We start from the raw sequence: 21,700 nt of genomic DNA on the forward strand, positions 1-21,700 counted from the left end.
ATGAAGGAAGAAGTTGAATCATACGAGCATATTCTGAAGCTTTTGGCGAATAAAGCTTCTGTGAAGCAACAGATTTTTCAGACCACATCATCTGTTTTTTACCAGTTTAAATCGGTTCTGCAGCAAATAGGTGCGGATATGCATTCTGATTTTGCAGATAAGGACCAGAATGTTGAAATAAGCTATTCTGAAAGAGGTGATTTTGAAGCCCAGCTTAAGTTTTCAGGAGATGTATTGGTCTTATCCATGCATAGCAATGTTTTTAGTTTTCCGCCTGAACATGAAATTAATAAGTTAAAATATGTGATCGAAGATCCATCAAGAAAATATTGCGGGATCATTCATATTCATAACTTTCTGGCAGATTCATTGAAATATAACAGAGGGACAGATATAGGCGATCTGATCGGAAGGATATTTATTAACAGGGAAGAGCATTTCTTTGTGGATGGACAAAGTCAGCTGGGATTTCTGTTTCCCTCATTCTGGAAAGGTAAATTAAAAAAAGATCAGATCAGGAAGATTCTGGAACTTGCAATAATCTATTGCATGGATTTCGACCTGTTAACTCCTCCTTTTGAAACTGTGAAACAGATCACCCTGGAAGAGAAACAATTTATGGGCTCAAATTCAGGATATCCAACAGGAAAACGTATGGGATATAAATTTAAAACTGAGCTTGATGATAAATTCAGACCGATCAGCCAGAAAAAATGATCAGGGAGTTAAACACATTCTATCTGTAGTGTTGCTTCGGGTTTTTCAATAACTAATTTAAATTATAAGATCATGAAATTCGGAACTAAAGCAATACATGCAGGTCAGGAACCCGATCCAGCTACCGGGGCAATAATGACCCCGATTTATCAGACTTCTACTTACTGGCAAAAATCTCCGGGTGATAATAAGGGATTTGAATACTCAAGAGGTACTAATCCAACCCGTAAGGCATTGGAGTCATGTTTGGCAGCGCTTGAAAATGCAAAACATGGTCTGGCTTTTTCCAGCGGAATGGGAGCAACGGATGCAGTAATGAAATTATTGAGTCCGGGTGATGAGGTGATTACCGGCGATGATCTGTATGGGGGTTCTTACCGCATATTTACCAAAATATTTTCCAATTATGGCATTAAGTTTCATTTTATAGACCTGAACGATGCTCAGAATGTCAAAAAATATGTAAATGAGAACACTAAACTGATCTGGATCGAAACGCCTACCAATCCAACTATGCAGATTGTTGATATTGAGTCTGTTGCTGCTATTGCAAAAGCCAATAACATCCTGCTGGCGGTTGACAATACTTTTGCATCACCTTACCTTCAAAATCCGATTGATCTGGGGGCTGATATCGTGATGCATTCTGTAACCAAATACCTTGGCGGACATTCTGATGTGGTTATGGGGGCTCTTATGCTCAATGATGACGAACTTTACAAACGACTTTGGTTCATTTACAATGCCTGTGGTGCAACGCCTGGCCCGATGGATAGTTTCCTTGTGCTAAGGGGTTTGAAAACTCTTCATCTCAGAATGAAAGCACATTGTGAAAACGGAAGGCAAATTGCCCAGTTTTTAAAAACGCATCCAAGAGTTGAAAAGATTTACTGGCCCGGATTTACTGATCATCCAAATCATGATATTGCAAAAAAGCAAATGCGTGATTTTGGAGGAATGATCTCTATCGCTTTAAAGGGTGCTGATCTTAATGAAACATTCCGTATCGCTTCCTCATTTAAAGTTTTTTCTCTGGCCGAGTCTTTGGGTGGTGTTGAATCTCTGATCAATCATCCTGTTTCTATGACTCATGGTTCAATCCCTAAGGCAGAACGTGATAAAGTTGGTGTTACAGATAATCTTCTGCGGCTTAGTGTTGGAGTGGAGGATGTGGAAGATCTTCTGGAAGACCTGAAGCAGGCTCTGGCTTAATAATTATTCAGTTTTCTGATGCCGATGTTCGATTATCCTGTTTCAATTACAAACTTTCAGTCGCTGAAAGATTTTCTTGATTCAAGAGTAGAACGGTATAACAGACCTGAATTTATAGCGAATGATCCGGTTTGTATACCACATCAGTTCAGTTTGAAGCAGGATATTGAAATCATGGGATTCTGGGCTTCGATTCTTGCCTGGGGACAAAGAAAAACGATAATTAATAAATGCCGTGAACTCATTCAATTGATGGATGGGGCTCCGTATGACTTTATAGTAAATCATGAGGAATCTGATTTGAAGCGTTTTCTGGCGTTTAAGCATCGAACCTTTAATGATACCGATACCCTTTATTTTATTGAATTCTTCAAACAACATTATCAGCATTCTGATACACTTGAATCTGCATTCATTAAACCTGTTCAAAGTATATTCAGAGGGGATTTTATAACAGATGATCTTTCATTGGACGAAAACATTGAAATGTCTTCGGCGCCCTGCTATCTTTCAGAAATGAATGCAAATTCAACTGAATCACCTGTTGAAGCTGCATTGAATCATTTCAGAAACTATTTCTTTTCACTACCTGATCATCCCTTAAGAACAAAGAAGCATGTGAGTTCTCCGGGACAAAAATCAACCTGTAAACGACTGAATATGTTTCTCAGGTGGATGGTACGCAATGATCAACATGGCGTAGACTTTGGGATATGGCATCAACTAAAACCTGCAGATCTAATCTGTCCGACAGATCTGCATGTTGAACGCGTGGCCAGAAAGTTAAATCTAATCAGTAGAAAGCAGGTAGACTGGCTTACTGCAATTGAATTAACTGAAAATTTAAAAAAGTTTGATCCGGCCGATCCGGTTAAATATGATTTTGCCTTGTTTGGCCTGGGAATAGAAGAGCAATTTCAGAATAAATCCTTATCACTTTGAGAAAAGGCGGATTTAGTATTTTCTGTTTGATCGTGTAATTTCTTTTTCCCAATCCTGAATTTTGCAAAGCTAAAGGGACTTTTAACCGGGTTGTCGTCGCCAAGTAATATTCCCCAGGGCTTAAACATTTCTGAGCGGTCAAAAATCACCTTTAATATTGCAATGATAGGTAAGGCAAGAAACATTCCGGTTAATCCTGCCAGACTCCCTGAGACAAATACGCCTATAATAGCTACAAATGCATTAATCTTAACTTTTGATCCTACGATTCTGGGCATCAGAATATTATTGTCAAGAAACTGAACGAAAGCAATTACTCCAAGAACAATAAATATCGGCAATATTTCCTGAGAGGAGGTAAGCGTTAATAATGCACCAAGTATATTTCCTATTAATGCACCAACATAGGGTATCAGGTTTAAAAGAGCAAAGATAACACCTATTAACAGTGCATGAGGAATATCAAATAATAACAGTATTCCCCCCAGAAGTATAATGATATAGGTTATTTGTATCGCCAGTCCGATGAGGTAACCTTTAATAATTCCTTCAGTCTCTTTCATTACTTCCCTTACGTTTTTGTGTTCACTTTCTTCAAACCAGACAAAAACGAAACGAAGAAGCAAATTTTTATAAGTCAGGAATAAATAAATATAAATAGGAACCAGGCCAATATAAATGAGAGCAGAAGTAAGTGAGTTAGCAGCTCCACCGGCAAGATCACCTGCATAATTTAATAGTTTATTGCTTTGATCGCTGATGAATTGTAATTGTTCCTGAGTACTGATATCTGTCTTTTTACTGATCCATTTGCTCAGAGTATTCAGGTGTGATGAAATATTTTTCTGGATCTGAGGCGAATCTGCAGCAAGATTATTTATCTGAATGGAAAAAAACCAGATTACTGCCGAAATGAATACTGCTCCAAGCAGGATTGGCAATATTATTGAAACGATTTCCGGAAATTTTTTCGCCCGGAGAAATCTGTAAACGGGGAGGAGAACTATACTTAAAAAAAATGCCAGAAGTACCGGCATAATAATATTTTGCCCAATAGCAAGTATTGCGCCCAGTAAACAGATTCCTAATAATTCAATCGATCTCTTAACTGTTAATGGCAATTCTTTCATGATATGGTTTTATTCCCGGATATAAAAAGGAGTCAAAAAAAGCAATTTATGTTTTTTAAACTTTCTGTATTTGTTTAAAGATAATTAATAAGAGGAAAACATAGACAAGTATTAAGAAAAGGATTTGAATAATTAGACTGATATATTACATTTGCAAAGCATTTGGTTTCCGGTTTCATGATCGGAATTAAAAGGGAACCGGGTTAGAATCCCGGACAGTCCCGCTGCTGTGTTCTCTATAACGTTTATCCGGATTTATGTCACTGTGCTGATCTCCATCAGCATGGGAAGGCAGGATGAACGGGAGTAAGTCAGAAGACCTGCCATTGCATAAACAATTCATAGCTTTCGGGGATTGAAGCTTGGAGAAAGATTATCTGTGCAGATAGTCTTATTTCTGATTTTCCTTCATTATCTGTTTGCTGTGGGACAAAAACTCACAACAAAATGAAAACAAAAAAAATTTATGTTGGTGTAGGTCTGGGACTTGCACAACTGGTATTGCTGAATAGCGGTATCTCAGCTCAGGAAAAACCTGGCGGAATGCTTGACGAGGTAGTGGTAACTGCAAGCCGGTCGCCTAAGCGAATTTCTGAGATCGGGAAAGTGGTAAGGGTTATCAATGCAGAAACAATTGCAAGAAGTCAGGGCAGAACTTTACCGGAACTATTAAACAACGTTGCAGGATTAACTATCGGAGGTAACGGTGGTAACCCCGCTGATGTGAAAGCGGTTTACATGCGTGGGGCAAGCGCTGCAAATACACTGATTCTGATTGATGGAATTCCGGCAAATGATGCATCTGGAATCTCAGGTGAGTATAATATTTCAGCTATTTCTATTGATCAGATCGAAAAGATCGAGATTCTAAAGGGTGGAAACTCTACCTTATACGGATCTGATGCCGTTGCCGGCGTAATCAATATCATTACTAAAAAGGGTAATGGCAACCTGTCTGCTAATCTGTTAGGAACTGCCGGTTCTTATGATAGCTATAAGCAGGCTTTGGGCTTAAACGGTCAAATTAAAGCTACATCTGTTTCAATTAATGCTACTAATTTTGATTCGAAAAACTTTTCTTCTGCCGCTCCTTCAAATGGGCAAACGGGATTTGACAGAGATGGATTTCACCAAAAATCATTCTTAATGAACCTTGGTCAAAAGGTCAGCAATAAACTGTCGCTGAGAGGAAATTTTCAGGCCAGCAATAATACAGCCGATTTAGATAACGGAGCATTTGCGGATGCTAAAAACTATACTTACTCAAAATCTGCATTAGTTGCCGGATTAGGCGCAAAGCTTGAACTGAATAAAGGATCTCTTAATTTTAGCCTGAATCAGAATAGTGTTCAGAATCAGTATAATAATCAGGGATCAAGAACCAATAACGGCGGGGATATCACGCATCTTGAAACCAATTTCAACTATGCGTTTAATGATTTTATTGATCTTGCAAGCGGTGTTTCATACAGAAATCTGAAAACTGATCAATATAATCCTTATAGTGCACCATTATTTGCAGGAAATAATATTAAAAGTTTGTTTAGTTCATTCTTTTTAAGATCAGGTAAAGGCTTTCAGGCTGAGATCGGTGGAAGATTCAACAGTCATAGTGAATATGGCTCAAACGTAACCTATACAATCAATCCTTCATATTTGATTGCAGACAGATACAAGATTTTTGTTAATGTATCATCGGCTTACCGCGTTCCGTCTCTTTATCAGCTGTTTTCAGCTTATGGAAATATGGCTCTTGAACCTGAAACATCAGCAAGTTATGAAGCCGGTTTTGATTTGAATTTTTCGCATAATATTAACTTTTCCTTAGCCTACTTTAAAAGAGATATTGATAATGTGATCGACTTCGGACAGATTTCAGCAGGCAAGTTTGGTTATATCAATCAGAACTTTCAAAAGGATAAAGGCTTTGAGGCAGAATTGGGGTTAAAGCCAATCTCTGCTCTGAATTTGAATGCTTATTATGCTTATGTGGATGGTGAAGTAACTACCCCTGCAAAAACATTCAACAACTTATTCAGAAGGCCGAAGCATTCTTACGGACTAAATGCAGGTATTGATATTAGTCCCAAAATCAGCATGAATCTGATCTACAAACATACAGGAGAGCGTGTAGACAGATATTTTGATGGTTCCAGCTTTAAGACTGTAGAAGCAAATCTGGATTCATTTAATTTACTGGATGTATACATTCAATATAAACCGCTTAACAAATTAACCCTGTTCAGTGATGTGAAAAATGTGCTTGATGAAAACTATATTGAATATTCTGGTTATACAACCAGGGGAATAAACTTCAATGCCGGATTCAGACTCGACATCAAATAATTTATTGAATTATATAAATCAGGAAATAGCGATGGATAAGAATTCATCGCTATTTTTGTTTTAAGCAGATTGAACTATGACAAAAGCAGTGCTTTTCTGGAGTGCAGGTAAAGATTCGGCTATGGCTTTAAACAGGTTGCAGCAGGATCCTGAAATGGAAATTATGGCTCTGGTCACGACGCTTAATGAGCGATACAAACGAATTTCCATGCATGGGATCTCTGAAAGTATGCTGGACAGGCAATCCGGACAATTGGGAATCCCTCTCATTAAAATGTGGGTTCCGGATGATCCGGATAATAGCTCTTATGAGAAAGCATTTCTGAAATTATGCCGAGAATTAAAGAATGAAGGAATAGATACACTTGTATTCGGGGATATTTTCCTGGATGATCTTCGGATGTACCGTGAAAATTTGGCTCATAAGGCAGGTTTGAAGGTGCATTTTCCTTTATGGAAAATTCCTGCCGATCAGCTTGTGGCAGAGTTTACAAATACCGGATTCCGGGCAATTACTTGTTGTGTTCAATCGAATGGATTAGGGATGGATTGGATCGGAAGACAGTTAGGCCCTGATTTTTTCAGCAAATTACCTGCAGGAGCTGATCCATGCGGTGAAAATGGGGAATACCATACCTTTTGTTATGATGGTCCGGTATTCAATAGGCAAATAGCCTTTAAAACAGGAGAGATAGTGTTTAAACCGGTAAACATCAGGCAAAGCGATAAAACCGAAGAAAGCGGTTTTTTATATCTGGATATTCTTTAGAAAATACATGAAAAAGCTTGTTGTATTAACAGGAGCAGGGATTTCTGCAGATAGCGGATTAAAAACATTCCGGGATTCGGATGGTTTATGGGAGGGTTATAATGTATATGATGTGGCTACTCCGGAAGCCTGGCGAAGAAACCCTGTTTTGGTACAGGATTTTTATAACGAACGCAGAAAGTCTGTGCTTGAAGCTAAGCCCAATGCAGCTCATTATGCTCTTGTAAAACTTGAGGAAATGTATGATGTTACAATCATTACGCAGAATATAGATGATCTTCATGAAAGAGCAGGTTCTTCCGGAATTATACATCTCCATGGTTTAATAACTAAATCTCAATCAGATTTGAATCCGGATCTGACTTATGACATTAATGGTTCAGAAATAAAAATGGGGGATCATTGTGAATTGGGTTCACAACTCAGGCCACATGTGGTATGGTTTGGTGAAGCTGTACCAATGATTGAACCTGCTGTCCGACTATGTCAGGATGCTGATATATTTATAGTTATTGGAACCTCGCTGCAGGTTTATCCGGCCGCCGGTCTTTTGGATTTAATACCTTCGAAGGCCGAAAAATACCTCGTTGACCCAAATGTGTCTGTGAATTCAGTCAGAAATTTTGATGTGATCAGAGCAAGGGCAAATTCAGGTGTACCCGAACTGGTGGATCGTCTGCTAAAAGTAGAGTAATAAAAAAGCCCGGTCGGTATTTCCGATCGGGCTTACTGTTAAAGTCTTAAATGTCTTATGCTTTTACCAAAGCAGGAAAACGCTTCGAAAGAAGATAAAAACTTCCGAAAAGAACAGCTGAAAATAAAATATTACTTACCAGCATATTTCTGAAAAAAGGAAGTCCCGCAGCATACGAAGTTAATATTCCGGAAATATTTCTTGGGTATAAGGTGCTTGGATAAAAGAATGCGAAATTGGTAATCAGAAAGAAAACCCCTGCACTTACAAATGAAGCAAGCAGGATATTCACTGAACTGACCTTGTTTCTGATCAGAAATCCGCAGGCTACCATTGCAGCAAATCCGCTATATACCAGAATGCTGAATCCATTTCCGATGAATACGTCTGAGATTGCCATTGCCGCGATTGGCATAATGAAAGCAAAACGCTTATCACTGAATTGAGCTCCGGCAAAAATTGCTAAAGCGCCAACTGCCGAAAAGTTCCACATATGAGGAAGCAGGTAAGGTAGAGCCCGTGTTGATGCTGCAGCAATTACTAATAGACTCAATACAATAAAACGAGGTGATCTGATGTGTTCCATATGTCAAAAATAGGAAAAATTATTTTGCTTTTAAACAGATTTAAATTATTGAGTAAAATGCCTTACTTAGCATAAATTTGGCATTTTTAATGAAAAAATATTATTTTGTTTGAGTATATAAATAATTAAATATCAATATTTTATGTAGTTTATATAAATGTATTTATTTATATAGCTTAATAAACAAGGTCCGAAAATGGTTCATTTTGCCAAATTAAATTTTGTTCGAAATGTATTATAATTGACAATCAGATAGTTATGTATTTTCAGATCTCATATCTTTTATAAGCTTCATTAAAATCGCTTCTCATTTGGCTAAAGCGTTCAGATGCATTTTTCAGGAATTGATCATCCAGAATCCTGAATACTCCATTCACTCCATCGGGAATATCCAGCTCTGATATTTTATAGACTTGTTCAAATACCCCCTTCTCAAGTTTGATAATATACTTCTGATTCATTGAAAAGATGGTGATCTTACATTCGGGGTGCGGCAGTTCTGCAATTATTCTCATTCTATAGCTTTAGTTTATTTTACTCATTCTGCTGTTATGTCAATTGAATACAGAGGATTATTCCCATGGAGACTTCCTGAAGTGGATATGATCTTAAACCGGGCAAACAACTCTTCACTATACCAGTCTTCAAGCCTTGTTTTTTTGATCACTTCTGCATGTTCTTTTGATTGGTAGGCAAATGATTTCATGTTTTCCATGCTATCCCATACAGAAAGTGTTGCTTGTCTGAAGAAGGGTGCTTCTCCAATTCCAACTGAAGTAATGTAGCCCTTTGCCTGTCCCATGATTTTAGCAACAGGATCAACGTGCGACCAAAAGCGCTTCAATTTACTGAAGCGGATACTGGCTCTGGTTAAAACGGCAACAGGGCCAGAGTAGTTTTTATCGTATGTATTTATTTTAAACGGATCATTACCATCCCATTGACCATGACTGGCTAAAGGAACACATAATATAGTCAGTTTTTCAGAACAGAACAGTTTCCACCATGCAGAGATGAAAGATCTTTCATTGAAACGGTCTGATTCCTCAATGGAGTTCCAAACGGTAAGACTTGCCCATTGCTGCCAGTCGGGCTGCAGATCAAAGGTGCCATTCTTGCCACTTCCCATTAGTTTCCAGAATTTACACTTATGGTTTAATAACAGAGGGATCCGATGTATTGCCATTGCTAATAAAGCAAATGGAACCATTAGCGGCTTATATCTGACGATGCTTATTGAAACGATCATATTTGATCTTAAGGGTATTGTTTTACAGCATCCAAAGGTAATTTATCAAAATCTATTCTTCAGGTCATTTTTTAAACATTGAATATGACATTGATCAGGAATATTTTAATTAAATGACAATGAATACTAATATCAATGATAATTTTGCGGTATGGCTGAAGATCTTAAAATATCAAAAGGGGATAAATCTGATAAATACCGGTCCCTGATCCCGCAAATGTCTGCTTTACTTGATGGTGAGAACGATTTGATTGCCAATCTGGCAAATGTTTGCGCTGCCCTGAAAGAGCAGTTCGGATTTTTTTGGGTGGGTTTTTATATGGTCAAAGACAATGAGCTTGTACTCGGCCCATTTCAGGGACCGGTAGCATGTACCCGGATTCAAAAGGGAAAAGGAGTATGTGGCGCTTCCTGGAATGAATCAAAAATATTTATAGTTCCCGATGTGGAAGCTTTTCCGGGGCATATCGCCTGTAGTTCAGCCTCAAAATCAGAAATTGTAATTCCCATTATCCGAAATGGAACAGTAATCGGAGTGATGGATGTGGATAGCGATGAGCTTAACAGCTTTGATGAAACTGATGCAACTTACCTTTCTGAAATACTGCAACTTATTTCATTCTGAGCTTGGCAAAAAAAATACCAATAGATTTCTATCGCTGTGACGATGTGGTGCAGATTGCCTCCGATCTGATTGGGAAGGATCTGTATACCTGTATTGGTGGAAAAATATGCGCCGGAACAATTGTTGAAACTGAAGCTTATCGCGGACCGGAAGACAGAGCTTCACATGCATTCAATAATCGCAGAACCCCTTTAAATGAAATGATGTACAGTGCAGGAGGTAAAGTTTATATGTACATCTGCTATGGTATTCATGATATGCTTAATATCGTTACAGGTACAGAAGGAAGTTCACATGCAATTCTGATCAGAGCTATTGAACCTCATACCGGAATTGAATATATGCGCGAAAGGAGAAATCTTTTTAACAATGACAGGCGTTTATGCCAGGGACCGGGTTCACTTGCAAAGGCTATGGGTTTAAATAAATCGCATAATGGCGCAGATATCCTGTCGGATATGATATGGATAGAGGATTCGGGCAAGAGCTATTCTGCAGATGAAATAAATTCATCTGCCAGAATAGGATTAAACTTTGAAGGGCCTTATAAATTAATACCCTGGCGTTTTTATCTGAAGGGAAATATTTATGTGAGCCGTTCGTATCTTTAATCAAAAACCTGTCATAAAAATTCAAACTGATTTAAACCTGTAAACACCTGATTTTTGCTTTATATCGCTTACGACCCGATTTATATTCATCCGCTTCCTGAAGGGCACAGATTCCCGATGCTTAAATATGAACTTATTCCGGAGCAGCTGCTTTATGAAGGTTTGATCAGTCAGGATAATTTACATTCTCCCGGCATCCCTGATGAATCTGTCATCTTATTAAGCCACAGGAAGGAATACTGGGAACGTTTACGGGATCAAAAACTATCAGCTGCAGAAATCAGACGCTCAGGGTTTCCAATGTCAGAAACATTGGTTGAACGCGAATTGAGAATTGCTCAGGGTACAATTAATGGCAGTAAACATGCATTAAAGTATGGAGTTGCTTTTAATATTGCAGGCGGAACACATCATGCCGGTTCAGATTGGGCAGAGGGATTTTGTCTCTTAAATGATCAGGCTATTGCTGCAAACTATTTATTGTCCGAAACCCTTGTCCGCAGGATTTTGATCGTTGACCTTGATGTTCATCAGGGTAACGGTACTGCTGAAATATTCAGGAATGAAGACCGGGTATATACTTTTTCCATGCATGCAGAAAAGAATTTCCCATTCAGAAAGGAAATATCTGACCTTGATATAGGCCTTGAAGATGGAACCGGCGATGATGAATATCTCGATTTGCTGAATTCAAATCTCGGAAGCATCATTTCACAGCATCAGCCTGATTTTATTTTTTACCTCGCAGGTGTTGATATTTTATCTACTGACAGGCTTGGTAAATTAAATATTTCAAGTGCCGGCTGCAAAAGGCGGGATGAAATTGTACTCAGAACCTGTAAAAACCTTAACATTCCTGTTCAGATAAGTATGGGTGGGGGCTATTCGCCCAAATTATCAGATATCGTTGATGCTCACTGCAATACCTATCGCATTGCACACGATTTGTATTGTTAATCATCATGATTTGAGATCTAAAATGCTGATTTTCAATAAATTTAGACTATCTTTGCTAAATGGAAAAACAACACTTTACCCGGTACAGGTTTATTGATACACGTACCGGAGATCTGATCAGGTATATGAGTATTAATGATCGTCTGGATGATCATACAGACAGATTGAAAAAAATGCAGTCTCAAATCTTTAATGAGATTAAAATACCGGTTGCAGCTATAGTTTATGAACTTGCCGAACCAGCTTCTTAGAAAAGAAGTGGAATCTGGTAAAGAGTAATCCAGCTGAAACAAGCAGGCCAAGGGTTAATCCATACCAGATTCCATTTGCTCCCATATCAAGGGTAATTCCAAGATAATATGCTACCGGCATGCCAATAACCCAATAGGCAATAAAGGTGATAAAAGTAGGAATATTCACATCACCGATTCCTCGCAGAATACCAAGTCCAACTACCTGAGTACCGTCAAATAGCTGAAAAATACCTGCAATTATAAGTAGTTGTGCTGCAACATTTATTACAGCTTTATCTGAAGTATAAATCCAGGGCAGGATTTCATTTAAACCTGAGAACAATAATGCAGTGAAGGTCATAAAGATCAGCACGATATGATAGCTGGAAATTGCAGATAGTCTAAGATTTAAGAAATCTTCCTTGCCGAAGTTATTTCCTGTTTTAATTGTTGCAGCAGCAGATATTCCGCTTGCCATCATATAGGTCATTGAAGCCATATTAATAGCAACCTGATGTGCTGCCTGTTCAACTGCCCCAATGGTTCCAATCAGGACAGCGGCCCCACTAAATGCGCTAACTTCAAAAGTATACTGCATCGCTACCGGGGCACCGATTTTTAAGATACTAAAAGATCTTACCTTATTAATTGCCCTTAGTCCGAATGATTTAATGTAATCTCTGAAATGGACTGATTTCAGCACATATATTGCCATTACCAGGGCCATAATAGTACGGTCAATCAGCGTACTCCAGCCAACTCCGCTAACGCCCATAGGTTCAATACTAAATAAGCCCTTCACGAAAATTACTCCCAGACATATATTGATGGCATTTCCCCATAATGAGATCATCATTGCCTGTTTGGTAAATCCCAGACCTTCTGCAAATTGTTTGAAAGTCATAAAGATCATTAAAGGCACAATAGAGAAACCAAGTAAGCCAAGATATGGTTTTGATTGCCGCACTACTTCAGGCGATTGTCCCATTTTATCGATAAGCAGCAGTGATCCGAAATAGATCAGCACAAAAAGAAATATACCAATGATACTGTTTATCAGAAGACTGTTTGCAAGTAATTTCCCGCACTCTTTAAAATTTTTCCTTCCGCTTTCCTGAGCGATGAGTGGTGTGAGTCCGTAGGATATTCCCATTCCGATAACCAGAATTACAATAAAAATACTGTTTACCAGCGAGACTGCCGCGAGCGGAATTGTACCGGCAAAATGTCCCACTATGATACTATCTGCTGTATGAACAAGAGTATGCCCAAGCTGCGATATTACCACAGGTAAAGCTAATGTCAGGTTACTCTGATAATGGGGTTTATATTTGTAATAAATACGTTTCACCTGTTGGGATTAAGTTAAAATCCTAAAATATAGGATGACAAAGAATTTAATGAAGATCAGGAAGCAGTATAATATTCTTCCTTTTCTGTGGTGTGAAGTCTTATAACACCTGACAATACCAGATTTACAAGTATTCTTTGAGTTCTTCGCCGGGAAAGGTTAAGCATGTGGCTGTACTCTCTGGATGTGATACGTTCATTTTCATGGAGATATTCGAGCAGTGCTTTTTCTTTTGAAGAATATTCTAGCAAAACTCCCTGATCGCTGTTCTCGTGCTTCAGTACATCAATTACAATTTTACTGGCCAGCACACTTTTATCGTTTACCCTGATATAAACCCACCATTTTTTATCTTCTCCAAGTGCATAATGAGGCTTCATTTCACTTTTTCTGATCTCTGCTACCAGAACAGTTTTATCATCAATGTAAATCTCTTCAAATATTGGTTCAAGTGCAGGTTTACAAAAGAAGTGGGCAGCCCGTGTGATCATATATTTCTCTTCATCTTCAGACTTTACACCACTTATTGTACCATTATCAGAAACACCAATCAATAATCTTCCGCCTTTATTATTGGCAAAAGAAACCATTGTTTTGGCGATCTTTTCGCAGCTGGTGATTTTCTTCTTGAAATCAAGACTTACACCCTCACCTTCCAGAATTAACCTCCTGATATTCATAGCAGTATTTCTTAATAAGCGATGGTATGTTCCTCTCCTTTAAACAAGTTACGTATGTATACTTCATTGTTCACAGTTGCACAAAGTACACCATCTTTATTATATATTTCAACCGGGTAGGCTTTCACAAACTTTCCAACAGTCTTTAATGTGGTTTCCGCTTCATTAATCTCATCTTCTGTAAGACTGATTTTAAAATAAAGATTGGTTTTGCCGGGTTTTAAATACTTAATATCTGCACTTTTAAGCCATACCCTGCATTTTATACCTTTTCGTTTTAATATCTGATCAAACAATAAAGCATAAAAAGGATCGGAAGCGCTGAAAATAGTCCCTCCAAAAATTGAACGGTTATAATTAATATTGATAAAACTCCTGAAAATTTTCACATGAACACCGGTGAAGTCCTTATCAAATTTCTGAACCCATATTCTTTGAAAAAATAAGGGTGGATAAAATCTCATTGCCCACTTTAACGTATTCTCAGAAATTAACATGAAGCTAATATCAAAAAAATGCCCTGATTAATAAAATCAGACTGCAGCAATTACAATCTGATTACATATCCATTCAACTGTTTCGGTTTTTCAATTTTGTTTGTAGATTGGGAATCTCAAATATTTATGATGGATACGAATAAAACCGATGCCAAAAATGTAAGGATGATAGTATTAGTAGCTGCCCTTGGTTACTTTGTAGATATCTATGATCTGATCCTTTTTTCAGTAATACGTGTTAAAAGTCTTAAGGGACTTGGCGTGCCTGATGCTGATCTGCTTGATGTAGGAACCATGCTCATTAACAGCCAGATGTTTGGAATGTTACTTGGAGGTATTCTTTGGGGTGTATTAGGCGATAAGAAAGGCAGGATAAGTGTATTATTCGGATCTATACTTTTATATTCCCTTGCTAATCTTGCCAATGGTTTTGTCACCAGTGTCCCTGCATATGCAGCAATTCGCTTTATTGCCGGAATAGGTCTGGCAGGTGAACTGGGTGCCGGGATTACTTTGGTAACTGAAACTATGAGTAAAGAGAACCGTGGTTATGGTACAATGATTGTTGCCGGTGTGGGGCTGATGGGAGCAGTAGCTGCCGCAATTATTGGCGAACATTATACATGGGAGACATCTTATATCATCGGAGGTGTAATGGGACTAATGCTTCTGGCAATGCGTGTTAGTCTTGCAGAATCAGGAATGTTTAAAAATCTGCAGCAGGATAATGTAAGTAAAGGCAATATATTTATGCTGTTTTCTGATGGGAAACGCTTCAGGAAATATTTAAGCTGTATATTAATTGGTATACCCCTTTGGTTTGTTGTGGGTGTGCTGGTTACATTTTCTCCAGAATTCGGCAAAGAGCTGAATGCAACTGAACCTCTTTCAGCCGGAACCGGGATTATGTATTGCTATATCGGTATTGCTATCGGCGATGTTGTTGCAGGCTTTCTTAGTCAGATGTGGAGATCAAGAAAGAAAGTTATGCTTATTTTCCTGCTTCTGACAGCAGTAAGCATTGTTGTATATCTGAATGCGGAAGGAATGAATTCACAACAGTTTATATGGCTAACGCTTTTCCTTGGGTTCTCTTCAGGATACTGGGCAACATTTGTTACGATTGCTTCAGAACAGTTTGGGACTAATCTCAGGGCTACGGTAACTACAACAGTTCCTAATTTTGTTCGTGGTTCTCTTGTACTTGCAACGTTATCTTTTACAGCTTTAAAGGGTAGTATTGGTATAATAAACAGTGCTTTGGTAGTCGGTTTTATATCCCTGATCATTGCATTGATTGCTCTGTATCAGCTGAAGGAAACTTTTGGCAAGGATCTCGACTATCTTGAAATAAGTTAATCCCTGAATTTTAGAATTCCTTTCGTCTTATTAATAAAAACCTCATTTTTGATTCATGATTACGAAGGAGCAGATTGCTGAAGCTTATCAGGAGATTCAGGATGAAATATGTGCCGGGCTTGAACGGGCTGATGGTAAAGGAAAATTTCGGGAAGAGTTATGGGAAAGAGATGGAGGAGGAGGTGGACGTACCCGGATTATTCAAAACGGTAGTTTTCTTGAAAAAGGTGGAGTAAACTTTTCTGCAGTTCATGGTAAATTGCCGGATGCTATAAAAAAGGCCTTTGGCGTTAGTACAGATGACTTTTTTGCAACCGGTGTCTCCATAGTAATACATCCTGACCATCCCTGGATTCCGATCATTCATATGAACATCCGGTATTTTGAGATGACCGGAGAAGCAGGCAGGGAATTACGCTGGTTTGGAGGTGGTATTGATCTTACACCGCACTATGTTATAAAGGAGGATGCTCAATTCTTTCATTCAGCCCTGAAAGATACCTGCGACCGTTTTAAACTCGACTTCTATACAAAATTCAAAAAATGGGCCGATGACTATTTCTTCATTAAGCACCGGAATGAAACAAGGGGTATTGGTGGCATTTTTTATGATCGTTTAAATCCGGAATCTACCGGACTGGACTGGGAATCTATTTTTGAATTCTCAAAAGCAGTTGGCAGAACTTTTGTTCCTGTTTATTCAGAATTGATCAGCAGAAATAAGGATAAGACCTATAACGATATACATAAAGACTGGCAATATCAGCGCAGAAGCCGCTATGTTGAATTTAATCTGGTTTATGATGCAGGTACTAAATTCGGACTTGAAACGAATGGCCGGATCGAATCTATACTGATGAGTTTACCACCTCAGGCTAACTGGACTTACGATTTTAAACCTGATACCGGATCTGAGGAAGAAAATACCCTGAATCTTTTAAAAAAAGGCATCAATTGGGTTTAATTATGAAATGTTGAAATGAAAAAGCATCTGAAATTTATACTGCCGTCCATTTGTCTGATAATTATCAGCTCCTGCAGTTCCGGACCATTAAACGGTACCTGGCAATATGACGGTGGAATATACAATGGCAGGTCTCAGAAAGCATCAACTGAATTTCTTTTGCAAAGAACTTATGCAAAAGATACGTATGAAGCCTTTATGCTTGAAGGGAGTAATGAGCCTGAATTGTATAACTCAGGCATATATGAAATCAGAGCTGACAGTATTTACATCACCAGCAAATTCAGCAGCAGACCTTCTCAAAACACAGATGTCAGAATAGCATACAAATTCTCAATTAATGATGCTAAATTAACCATCAACGGTATTCTTCCCAATGGAATGATTGTAGAAGAATACTGGAAAAAAATTAAATAAGTATCAATTCAGCATATTTTCGGAATCTTTTATTAACATCAGATTGTCATAATATTTGAAAATAGTTTTGTTTAAATTTTTTACTATAAATTTAAACAATGAATTTATTCTCAATCTCTCAGTTATCGCAATTCTCCGGAATTAAAGCCCATACCATCAGGATATGGGAGCAGAGATACAATGCATTAAGTCCGCAGCGTTCAGAAGGAAATACCAGATATTATAACGACAAGCAATTATCCCGTCTTCTTAATATCGTTAGTATGATGGAAAGCGGTCATAAGGTTTCTGCATTAGGGATATTAAGCGATGATGAACTTTTTAAACTTGTCAGAAAATTATTGATTGAGCCAGACAAGAGTGCAAATGAATATTACATCTCTCAGCTTCTCTCGGCAGGAATGAGGTATGACGATATTTATTTTAATCAGGTATTTGCAAAAGCTCTTGAAACTTTAGGGTTAAGGGGCACATATATTAATGTCATTCTCCCTCTTATGAATCGTTTAGGATTAATGTGGGCAGCAGACATATTACCAACTGTGCATGAACATTTTATTAGTAATATAATCAGGCAAAAGCTTTCAGTTATAATTGAATCAACCAGGGTACCCGATGCAGATTCAGAAAGCTGGTTACTCTTTCTCCCCGAAAATGAGTTTCATGAAATTGCTTTGCTTTTTGCTCATTTTATTATCCGGGACAATGGTGGGAAGGTAATATATCTGGGCTGTGATGTTCCGTTGGAATCCGTCATTTCAGCTATTAATGATGTAAACCCGGATAACCTGCTCATGTTTTTAGTTCATTTTGATCATGCTGAAATGATTCAGGAGCAGATAGCTGAATTAAATCATTATTTTAAGGGTAATAAGTTTTATATAGCGGGAAATCCTAAATTGATTTCAGGTCTCAAATTAACTGATAGAACAGAGTGTTTGCACTCCATTAATAGTCTTGAAAATACTTTAAAATCAGGTTCAGAAGTTCATTCAAATTAATAATGTCAAGGATAATCGTCATTGGGTCTGGTTTTTCCGGTTTAAGTACAGCGTCTTATTTGTCTGCTGCCGGACATGAAGTTCTTGTGCTTGAAAAGAACGGTACTCCGGGAGGAAGGGCAAGACAATTAAAAGATAAGGGCTATGTTTTTGATATGGGGCCAAGTTGGTATTGGATGCCTGATGTATTTGAAATTTTTTTTAATGATTTTGGATATAAAGTATCTGATTTCTACAAACTAAAATTACTTAGTCCCTCGTTTGATATTGTTTTCCCTCAGGGCGAAGTATTAAGTGTTCCTGAAACATATTCAGCACTTGAATTATTGTTTGAGTCAATAGAAAAGGGAAGTGCAACAAGGTTGAAGCAATTTATGAATGAAGCTCAGTATAAATATGAGACCGGAATGGGTAGCCTTGTTTACAAACCAGGATTATCCTGGACAGAATTTGCAGACTTGGATCTGATGAAGGGAACTTTACGGCTTCAGGTATTTAGTTCTTTCAGAAAGCATGTCAGAAAGTTCTTTTCAAATCCGAAGCTTGTAGCTCTGATGGAATTTCCTGTACTTTTTCTTGGCGCAATGCCTCAGGATACTCCGGCACTCTACAGTTTAATGAATTATGCGGGACTGAAACTTGGCACATGGTATCCGGAAGGTGGCTTTGGGAAGGTAATAGAGGCTATGATGGAAATCGGTACAAAGAATGGTGTAAAATATAATTTCAATTCACCTGTTGATCAGATTGTTCTGGAAAACGATAAAGTTACAGGGGTGATAGTCAATGGCGAAAAGATAGATTGCGATGCCCTGATTGCTTCATCAGATTATCATCATACTGAGAACAAATTACTTCCGGCTGAGTATCGTAATTATCGGCCTGAATACTGGGATAAGAAAACATTTGCGCCCTCTTGTCTGATATTTTACGTAGGCTTAAATAAAAAAATCAAATCAATAAATCATCATACCTTATTTTTTGACGAGGATCTGGAGAAACACGCAATTGAAATTTACAAGAGTCCAAAATGGCCTGATAAGCCACTGTTTTATGTGTGCTGTCCTTCCAGGTCTGATGATTCAGTAGCGCCTGAAGGTCATGAAAATTTATTCTTTTTAATGCCTTTGGCACCGGGATTAAATGATCTGGAAGAGCTAAGAGAAAAGTATTTTGAGATTATGCTGGATCGCCTGCAAAAGTATATTGGCGAAAATATTTCAGGGTCCATTGATTATAAAAAGTCTTATTGTGTGAACGATTTCATAAGCGATTATAATTCATTTAAAGGCAATGCATATGGTTTGGCTAATACATTAATGCAAACAGCGATCCTGAAACCATCCCTGAAAAATAAAAAAGTAAATAACCTGTTTTATACTGGTCAGCTGACTGTACCCGGTCCCGGCGTCCCGCCTGCAATAATTTCGGGAAAAGTGGCTGCAGGACAATTGCATAAATATTTAAACAAATAGTCCGATGAAACTATTGTATGATAACCTTTCAGTTGAAGTAAGTAAAATGACAACGCGTGCTTACAGTACAAGTTTTTCATTAGGTATTTACTTTCTGAATAACAGATTCAGGAATTCAATTTATTCAATTTATGGTTTTGTCCGGCTTGCTGATGAAATCGTAGACAGCTTTGAGGGCTATGACAAGAAATTTTTGCTTGAAAAATTTAAAAAGGAAACCCATGAAGCTATTGAAAGCAGAATTTCGTTAAATCCAATCCTGAATTCTTTTCAGCAGGCCGTGCATCAGTATAATATCTGTACAGATCTGATTGATATATTTCTTCAAAGCATGGAAATGGATCTGGACAAGATTGAATATAATACTGAAAGGTACGAGCAATATATACTTGGATCTGCAGAAGTTGTTGGTCTGATGTGCCTTCATGTATTTACTGAAGGCAATTTAAAGCAGTTTAATGAGCTTAAGCCGTATGCGATGAAACTTGGTGCAGCCTTTCAGAAAGTAAACTTCCTCAGGGATCTGAAGGATGATTATCAGCTTTTGGGAAGGAGTTATTTTCCAAATGTTAATATATCAGAGTTTAATACTCTGGCTAAGGAGCAAATTGAGCTTGAGATTGAAGCAGATTTTAAAATTGCTTTACAGGGTATCAGGATGCTGCCTGCAAGTTCTAAAGGAGGAGTTTATCTGGCATATATATATTATAAATCATTATTTGAAAAAATAAAAAAAATTCCTGCTGCCCGGGTGATGACAGAACGCGTAAGAATTAACAATGGCAGAAAATTAAGTCTTATGATCAACTGTATGGTTCAAAATAAATTAAACCTTGTGTGAAACAGCTTGTATTTATATTTCTTTTAATTCAGTCATCTTCTTTATTTGCCAATAATTTGCCAATCAAAGAAGTCAGGAAGATGTTCCACCGATCTGTTAATTCAGAACAGGAATGTAAAAAGCTGATCCAAATATTGGAGCCATTTAACGTAAAAATTAATCCCTTATATTCCGGTTATCATGCAGGAGCAATTATGCTGATGGCAAAACACGTTATTAACCCGTTCAGTAAATTATCCTATTTTAAAAAGGGCAGAATTATGTTAGAAAAGGCTATTAATACTGATAAGAATAATGTAGAACTAAGATTCCTCAGATATACAATTCAGAACAGTGTTCCTGCGTTCTTAAATTATAGCCAGAATAAAAAGCAGGATAAAGAGTTTCTCATTTCCTCATTGGCTTCACTGGAAGATCATGAACTAAAGCAAGCAATTAACAATTATTTGAAAAAAACATGAGTTTAACTAAAGCTACTGCTACAGATAATGAACCGATGATTTTAGTTAATGAAAAAGATGAAGAAATCGGTATTCAGGATAAATTATCAGTACATCAATCAGGTTTGTTACACCGGGCATTTTCTGTGTTTATTTTTAATACTGAAGGCAAACTTATCCTTCAACAGCGCGCCGACACAAAGTATCATTCCCCCGGATTGTGGACCAATACCTGCTGCAGTCACCCAAGGCCCGAGGAACTAACTCTTGATGCATGCAAGCGTCGGTTGAAAGAAGAAATGGGCATGGTAGTTGAACCTGAGTTCAGTTTCAGCTTTATCTATAAATATCAATTTACAAATGGCCTGACAGAGCATGAATTTGATCATGTTTTTATAGGCATTAGTAATGATCAGCCTGTTCTGAATAAAGATGAAGTTAAAAGCTGGAGATATATTGGCTTAAATGAGCTTGAATCTGAAATTTTAATTCATCCTGAAAATTATACCCCATGGCTAAAGATCTGCCTGCCGAAACTAAAAAAGCAGATTACTAAATCAAGGTTTAAATATGATATTTCAGTTTAATTCAGAACATTTATTAC

The 21,700-nt window shown here is 37.7% G+C and carries 25 protein-coding genes and 1 riboswitch; of the genes, 18 read left to right on the forward strand and 7 right to left on the reverse strand.

The features are described 5' to 3' along the window. The 3 genes from P2W72_RS10620 to P2W72_RS10630 all read left to right on the forward strand — a co-directional run bounded on the left by P2W72_RS10620 (position 1) and on the right by P2W72_RS10630 (position 2,871). Positions 1 to 717 carry a hypothetical protein gene (locus P2W72_RS10620; RefSeq protein WP_276361985.1) on the forward strand — a complete coding sequence of 239 codons (717 nt, stop codon included), beginning with the start codon at positions 1 to 3 and terminating at the stop codon, positions 715 to 717. A gap of 72 nt (positions 718 to 789) precedes the next feature. After that, positions 790 to 1,929, forward strand: a complete 1,140-nt coding sequence (locus tag P2W72_RS10625; RefSeq protein ID WP_276361988.1) for a cystathionine gamma-synthase — start codon at positions 790 to 792, stop codon at positions 1,927 to 1,929. A gap of 18 nt (positions 1,930 to 1,947) precedes the next feature. After that, positions 1,948 to 2,871, forward strand: coding sequence for a TIGR02757 family protein (locus P2W72_RS10630; RefSeq protein ID WP_276361991.1), 924 nt, complete (start codon positions 1,948 to 1,950; stop codon positions 2,869 to 2,871). Here P2W72_RS10630 and P2W72_RS10635 read toward each other — a convergent pair. Continuing rightward, a complete protein-coding gene (locus P2W72_RS10635; protein WP_276361995.1) occupies positions 2,847 to 4,001 on the reverse strand; it encodes an AI-2E family transporter in 1,155 nt (384 codons plus the stop codon). The two genes, P2W72_RS10630 and P2W72_RS10635, sit on opposite strands and share 25 nt — an antisense overlap. A 146-nt stretch (positions 4,002 to 4,147) precedes the next feature. After that, a riboswitch (cobalamin riboswitch) is annotated at positions 4,148 to 4,344 on the forward strand. 104 nt (positions 4,345 to 4,448) lie between these two features. On the opposite strand from P2W72_RS10635, the gene P2W72_RS10640 reads away from it, so the two are divergent. The 3 genes from P2W72_RS10640 (at position 4,449) to P2W72_RS10650 (ending at position 7,810) form a co-directional block, all read left to right on the forward strand. Then, positions 4,449 to 6,347: a TonB-dependent receptor gene (locus tag P2W72_RS10640; protein ID WP_276361998.1), complete on the forward strand. Its 1,899-nt coding sequence runs from the start codon at positions 4,449 to 4,451 to the stop codon at positions 6,345 to 6,347. A gap of 76 nt (positions 6,348 to 6,423) precedes the next feature. Continuing rightward, positions 6,424 to 7,116, forward strand: coding sequence for an adenine nucleotide alpha hydrolase (locus P2W72_RS10645; protein WP_276362002.1), 693 nt, complete (start codon positions 6,424 to 6,426; stop codon positions 7,114 to 7,116). A gap of 7 nt (positions 7,117 to 7,123) precedes the next feature. Next, on the forward strand, positions 7,124 to 7,810 hold the full coding sequence (locus P2W72_RS10650) for an NAD-dependent deacylase (RefSeq protein WP_276362006.1): 687 nt from the start codon (positions 7,124 to 7,126) through the stop codon (positions 7,808 to 7,810). 55 nt (positions 7,811 to 7,865) lie between these two features. On the opposite strand, the gene P2W72_RS10655 is transcribed toward P2W72_RS10650, so the two are convergent. The 3 genes from P2W72_RS10655 to P2W72_RS10665 form a co-directional block, all read right to left on the reverse strand. Beyond that, positions 7,866 to 8,396, reverse strand: a complete 531-nt coding sequence (locus tag P2W72_RS10655; RefSeq protein WP_276362010.1) for a DUF6580 family putative transport protein — start codon at positions 8,394 to 8,396, stop codon at positions 7,866 to 7,868. A 266-nt stretch (positions 8,397 to 8,662) separates the two neighbouring features. Then, the gene (locus P2W72_RS10660; protein WP_276362013.1) at positions 8,663 to 8,911 is read right to left on the reverse strand and encodes a hypothetical protein; all 249 of its coding nucleotides are present in this window, start codon (positions 8,909 to 8,911) and stop codon (positions 8,663 to 8,665) included. A gap of 23 nt (positions 8,912 to 8,934) precedes the next feature. Next, positions 8,935 to 9,645, reverse strand: coding sequence for a DUF3291 domain-containing protein (locus P2W72_RS10665; protein ID WP_276362016.1), 711 nt, complete (start codon positions 9,643 to 9,645; stop codon positions 8,935 to 8,937). 151 nt (positions 9,646 to 9,796) lie between these two features. On the opposite strand from P2W72_RS10665, the gene P2W72_RS10670 reads away from it, so the two are divergent. Genes P2W72_RS10670 through P2W72_RS10685 form a run of 4 tightly spaced genes read left to right on the forward strand, consistent with a single transcriptional unit; the run spans position 9,797 to position 12,089 of the window. After that, positions 9,797 to 10,270, forward strand: a complete 474-nt coding sequence (locus P2W72_RS10670) for a GAF domain-containing protein (RefSeq protein WP_276362019.1) — start codon at positions 9,797 to 9,799, stop codon at positions 10,268 to 10,270. A 2-nt stretch (positions 10,271 to 10,272) separates the two neighbouring features. After that, positions 10,273 to 10,881, forward strand: a complete 609-nt coding sequence (locus P2W72_RS10675; RefSeq protein WP_276362023.1) for a DNA-3-methyladenine glycosylase — start codon at positions 10,273 to 10,275, stop codon at positions 10,879 to 10,881. A gap of 54 nt (positions 10,882 to 10,935) precedes the next feature. Then, positions 10,936 to 11,838, forward strand: coding sequence for a histone deacetylase (locus P2W72_RS10680; protein WP_276362026.1), 903 nt, complete (start codon positions 10,936 to 10,938; stop codon positions 11,836 to 11,838). A gap of 59 nt (positions 11,839 to 11,897) precedes the next feature. Further along, entirely contained in the window at positions 11,898 to 12,089 is a 192-nt protein-coding gene (locus P2W72_RS10685) for a hypothetical protein (RefSeq protein ID WP_276362028.1), read from the forward strand. On the opposite strand, the gene P2W72_RS10690 is transcribed toward P2W72_RS10685, so the two are convergent. From P2W72_RS10690 to P2W72_RS10700, 3 genes are read right to left on the reverse strand one after another with little or no spacing between them, the layout of a single operon-like run. After that, a complete protein-coding gene (locus P2W72_RS10690; protein ID WP_276362031.1) occupies positions 12,055 to 13,422 on the reverse strand; it encodes an MATE family efflux transporter in 1,368 nt (455 codons plus the stop codon). The genes P2W72_RS10685 and P2W72_RS10690 overlap by 35 nt on opposite strands. A 56-nt stretch (positions 13,423 to 13,478) precedes the next feature. Then, positions 13,479 to 14,102 carry an RNA-binding domain-containing protein gene (locus tag P2W72_RS10695; RefSeq protein WP_276362034.1) on the reverse strand — a complete coding sequence of 208 codons (624 nt, stop codon included), beginning with the start codon at positions 14,100 to 14,102 and terminating at the stop codon, positions 13,479 to 13,481. Positions 14,103 to 14,113: 11 nt separating this feature from the next. Further along, positions 14,114 to 14,599 carry a YiiD C-terminal domain-containing protein gene (locus P2W72_RS10700; RefSeq protein WP_276362037.1) on the reverse strand — a complete coding sequence of 162 codons (486 nt, stop codon included), beginning with the start codon at positions 14,597 to 14,599 and terminating at the stop codon, positions 14,114 to 14,116. A 165-nt stretch (positions 14,600 to 14,764) separates the two neighbouring features. On the opposite strand from P2W72_RS10700, the gene P2W72_RS10705 reads away from it, so the two are divergent. From P2W72_RS10705 to idi, 8 genes are all read left to right on the forward strand, one after another. Then, positions 14,765 to 15,958, forward strand: a complete 1,194-nt coding sequence (locus P2W72_RS10705) for an MFS transporter (RefSeq protein ID WP_276362039.1) — start codon at positions 14,765 to 14,767, stop codon at positions 15,956 to 15,958. A gap of 55 nt (positions 15,959 to 16,013) precedes the next feature. Beyond that, a complete protein-coding gene (gene hemF, locus P2W72_RS10710; RefSeq protein ID WP_276362041.1) occupies positions 16,014 to 16,922 on the forward strand; it encodes an oxygen-dependent coproporphyrinogen oxidase in 909 nt (302 codons plus the stop codon). 15 nt (positions 16,923 to 16,937) lie between these two features. Continuing rightward, positions 16,938 to 17,339, forward strand: coding sequence for a hypothetical protein (locus P2W72_RS10715; RefSeq protein ID WP_276362044.1), 402 nt, complete (start codon positions 16,938 to 16,940; stop codon positions 17,337 to 17,339). Positions 17,340 to 17,437: 98 nt separating this feature from the next. Beyond that, entirely contained in the window at positions 17,438 to 18,340 is a 903-nt protein-coding gene (locus P2W72_RS10720; RefSeq protein ID WP_276362046.1) for a MerR family transcriptional regulator, read from the forward strand. 2 nt (positions 18,341 to 18,342) lie between these two features. Continuing rightward, positions 18,343 to 19,815 carry a phytoene desaturase family protein gene (crtI, locus tag P2W72_RS10725; protein ID WP_276362048.1) on the forward strand — a complete coding sequence of 491 codons (1,473 nt, stop codon included), beginning with the start codon at positions 18,343 to 18,345 and terminating at the stop codon, positions 19,813 to 19,815. 4 nt (positions 19,816 to 19,819) lie between these two features. Further along, complete coding sequence (locus tag P2W72_RS10730) at positions 19,820 to 20,656, forward strand: squalene/phytoene synthase family protein (RefSeq protein ID WP_276362050.1); 837 nt, start codon at positions 19,820 to 19,822, stop codon at positions 20,654 to 20,656. After that, the gene (locus P2W72_RS10735; protein WP_276362052.1) at positions 20,653 to 21,117 is read left to right on the forward strand and encodes a hypothetical protein; all 465 of its coding nucleotides are present in this window, start codon (positions 20,653 to 20,655) and stop codon (positions 21,115 to 21,117) included. The genes P2W72_RS10730 and P2W72_RS10735 overlap by 4 nt, the downstream gene beginning before the upstream one ends. Continuing rightward, complete coding sequence (gene idi / locus P2W72_RS10740; protein WP_276362054.1) at positions 21,114 to 21,683, forward strand: isopentenyl-diphosphate Delta-isomerase; 570 nt, start codon at positions 21,114 to 21,116, stop codon at positions 21,681 to 21,683. The genes P2W72_RS10735 and idi overlap by 4 nt, the downstream gene beginning before the upstream one ends. Positions 21,684 to 21,700: the final 17 nt, after the last annotated feature.

Origin of the sequence: Daejeonella sp. H1SJ63, from assembly GCF_029360775.1 — a bacterium.
In the GTDB taxonomy this organism is placed as follows: domain Bacteria; phylum Bacteroidota; class Bacteroidia; order Sphingobacteriales; family Sphingobacteriaceae; genus Daejeonella.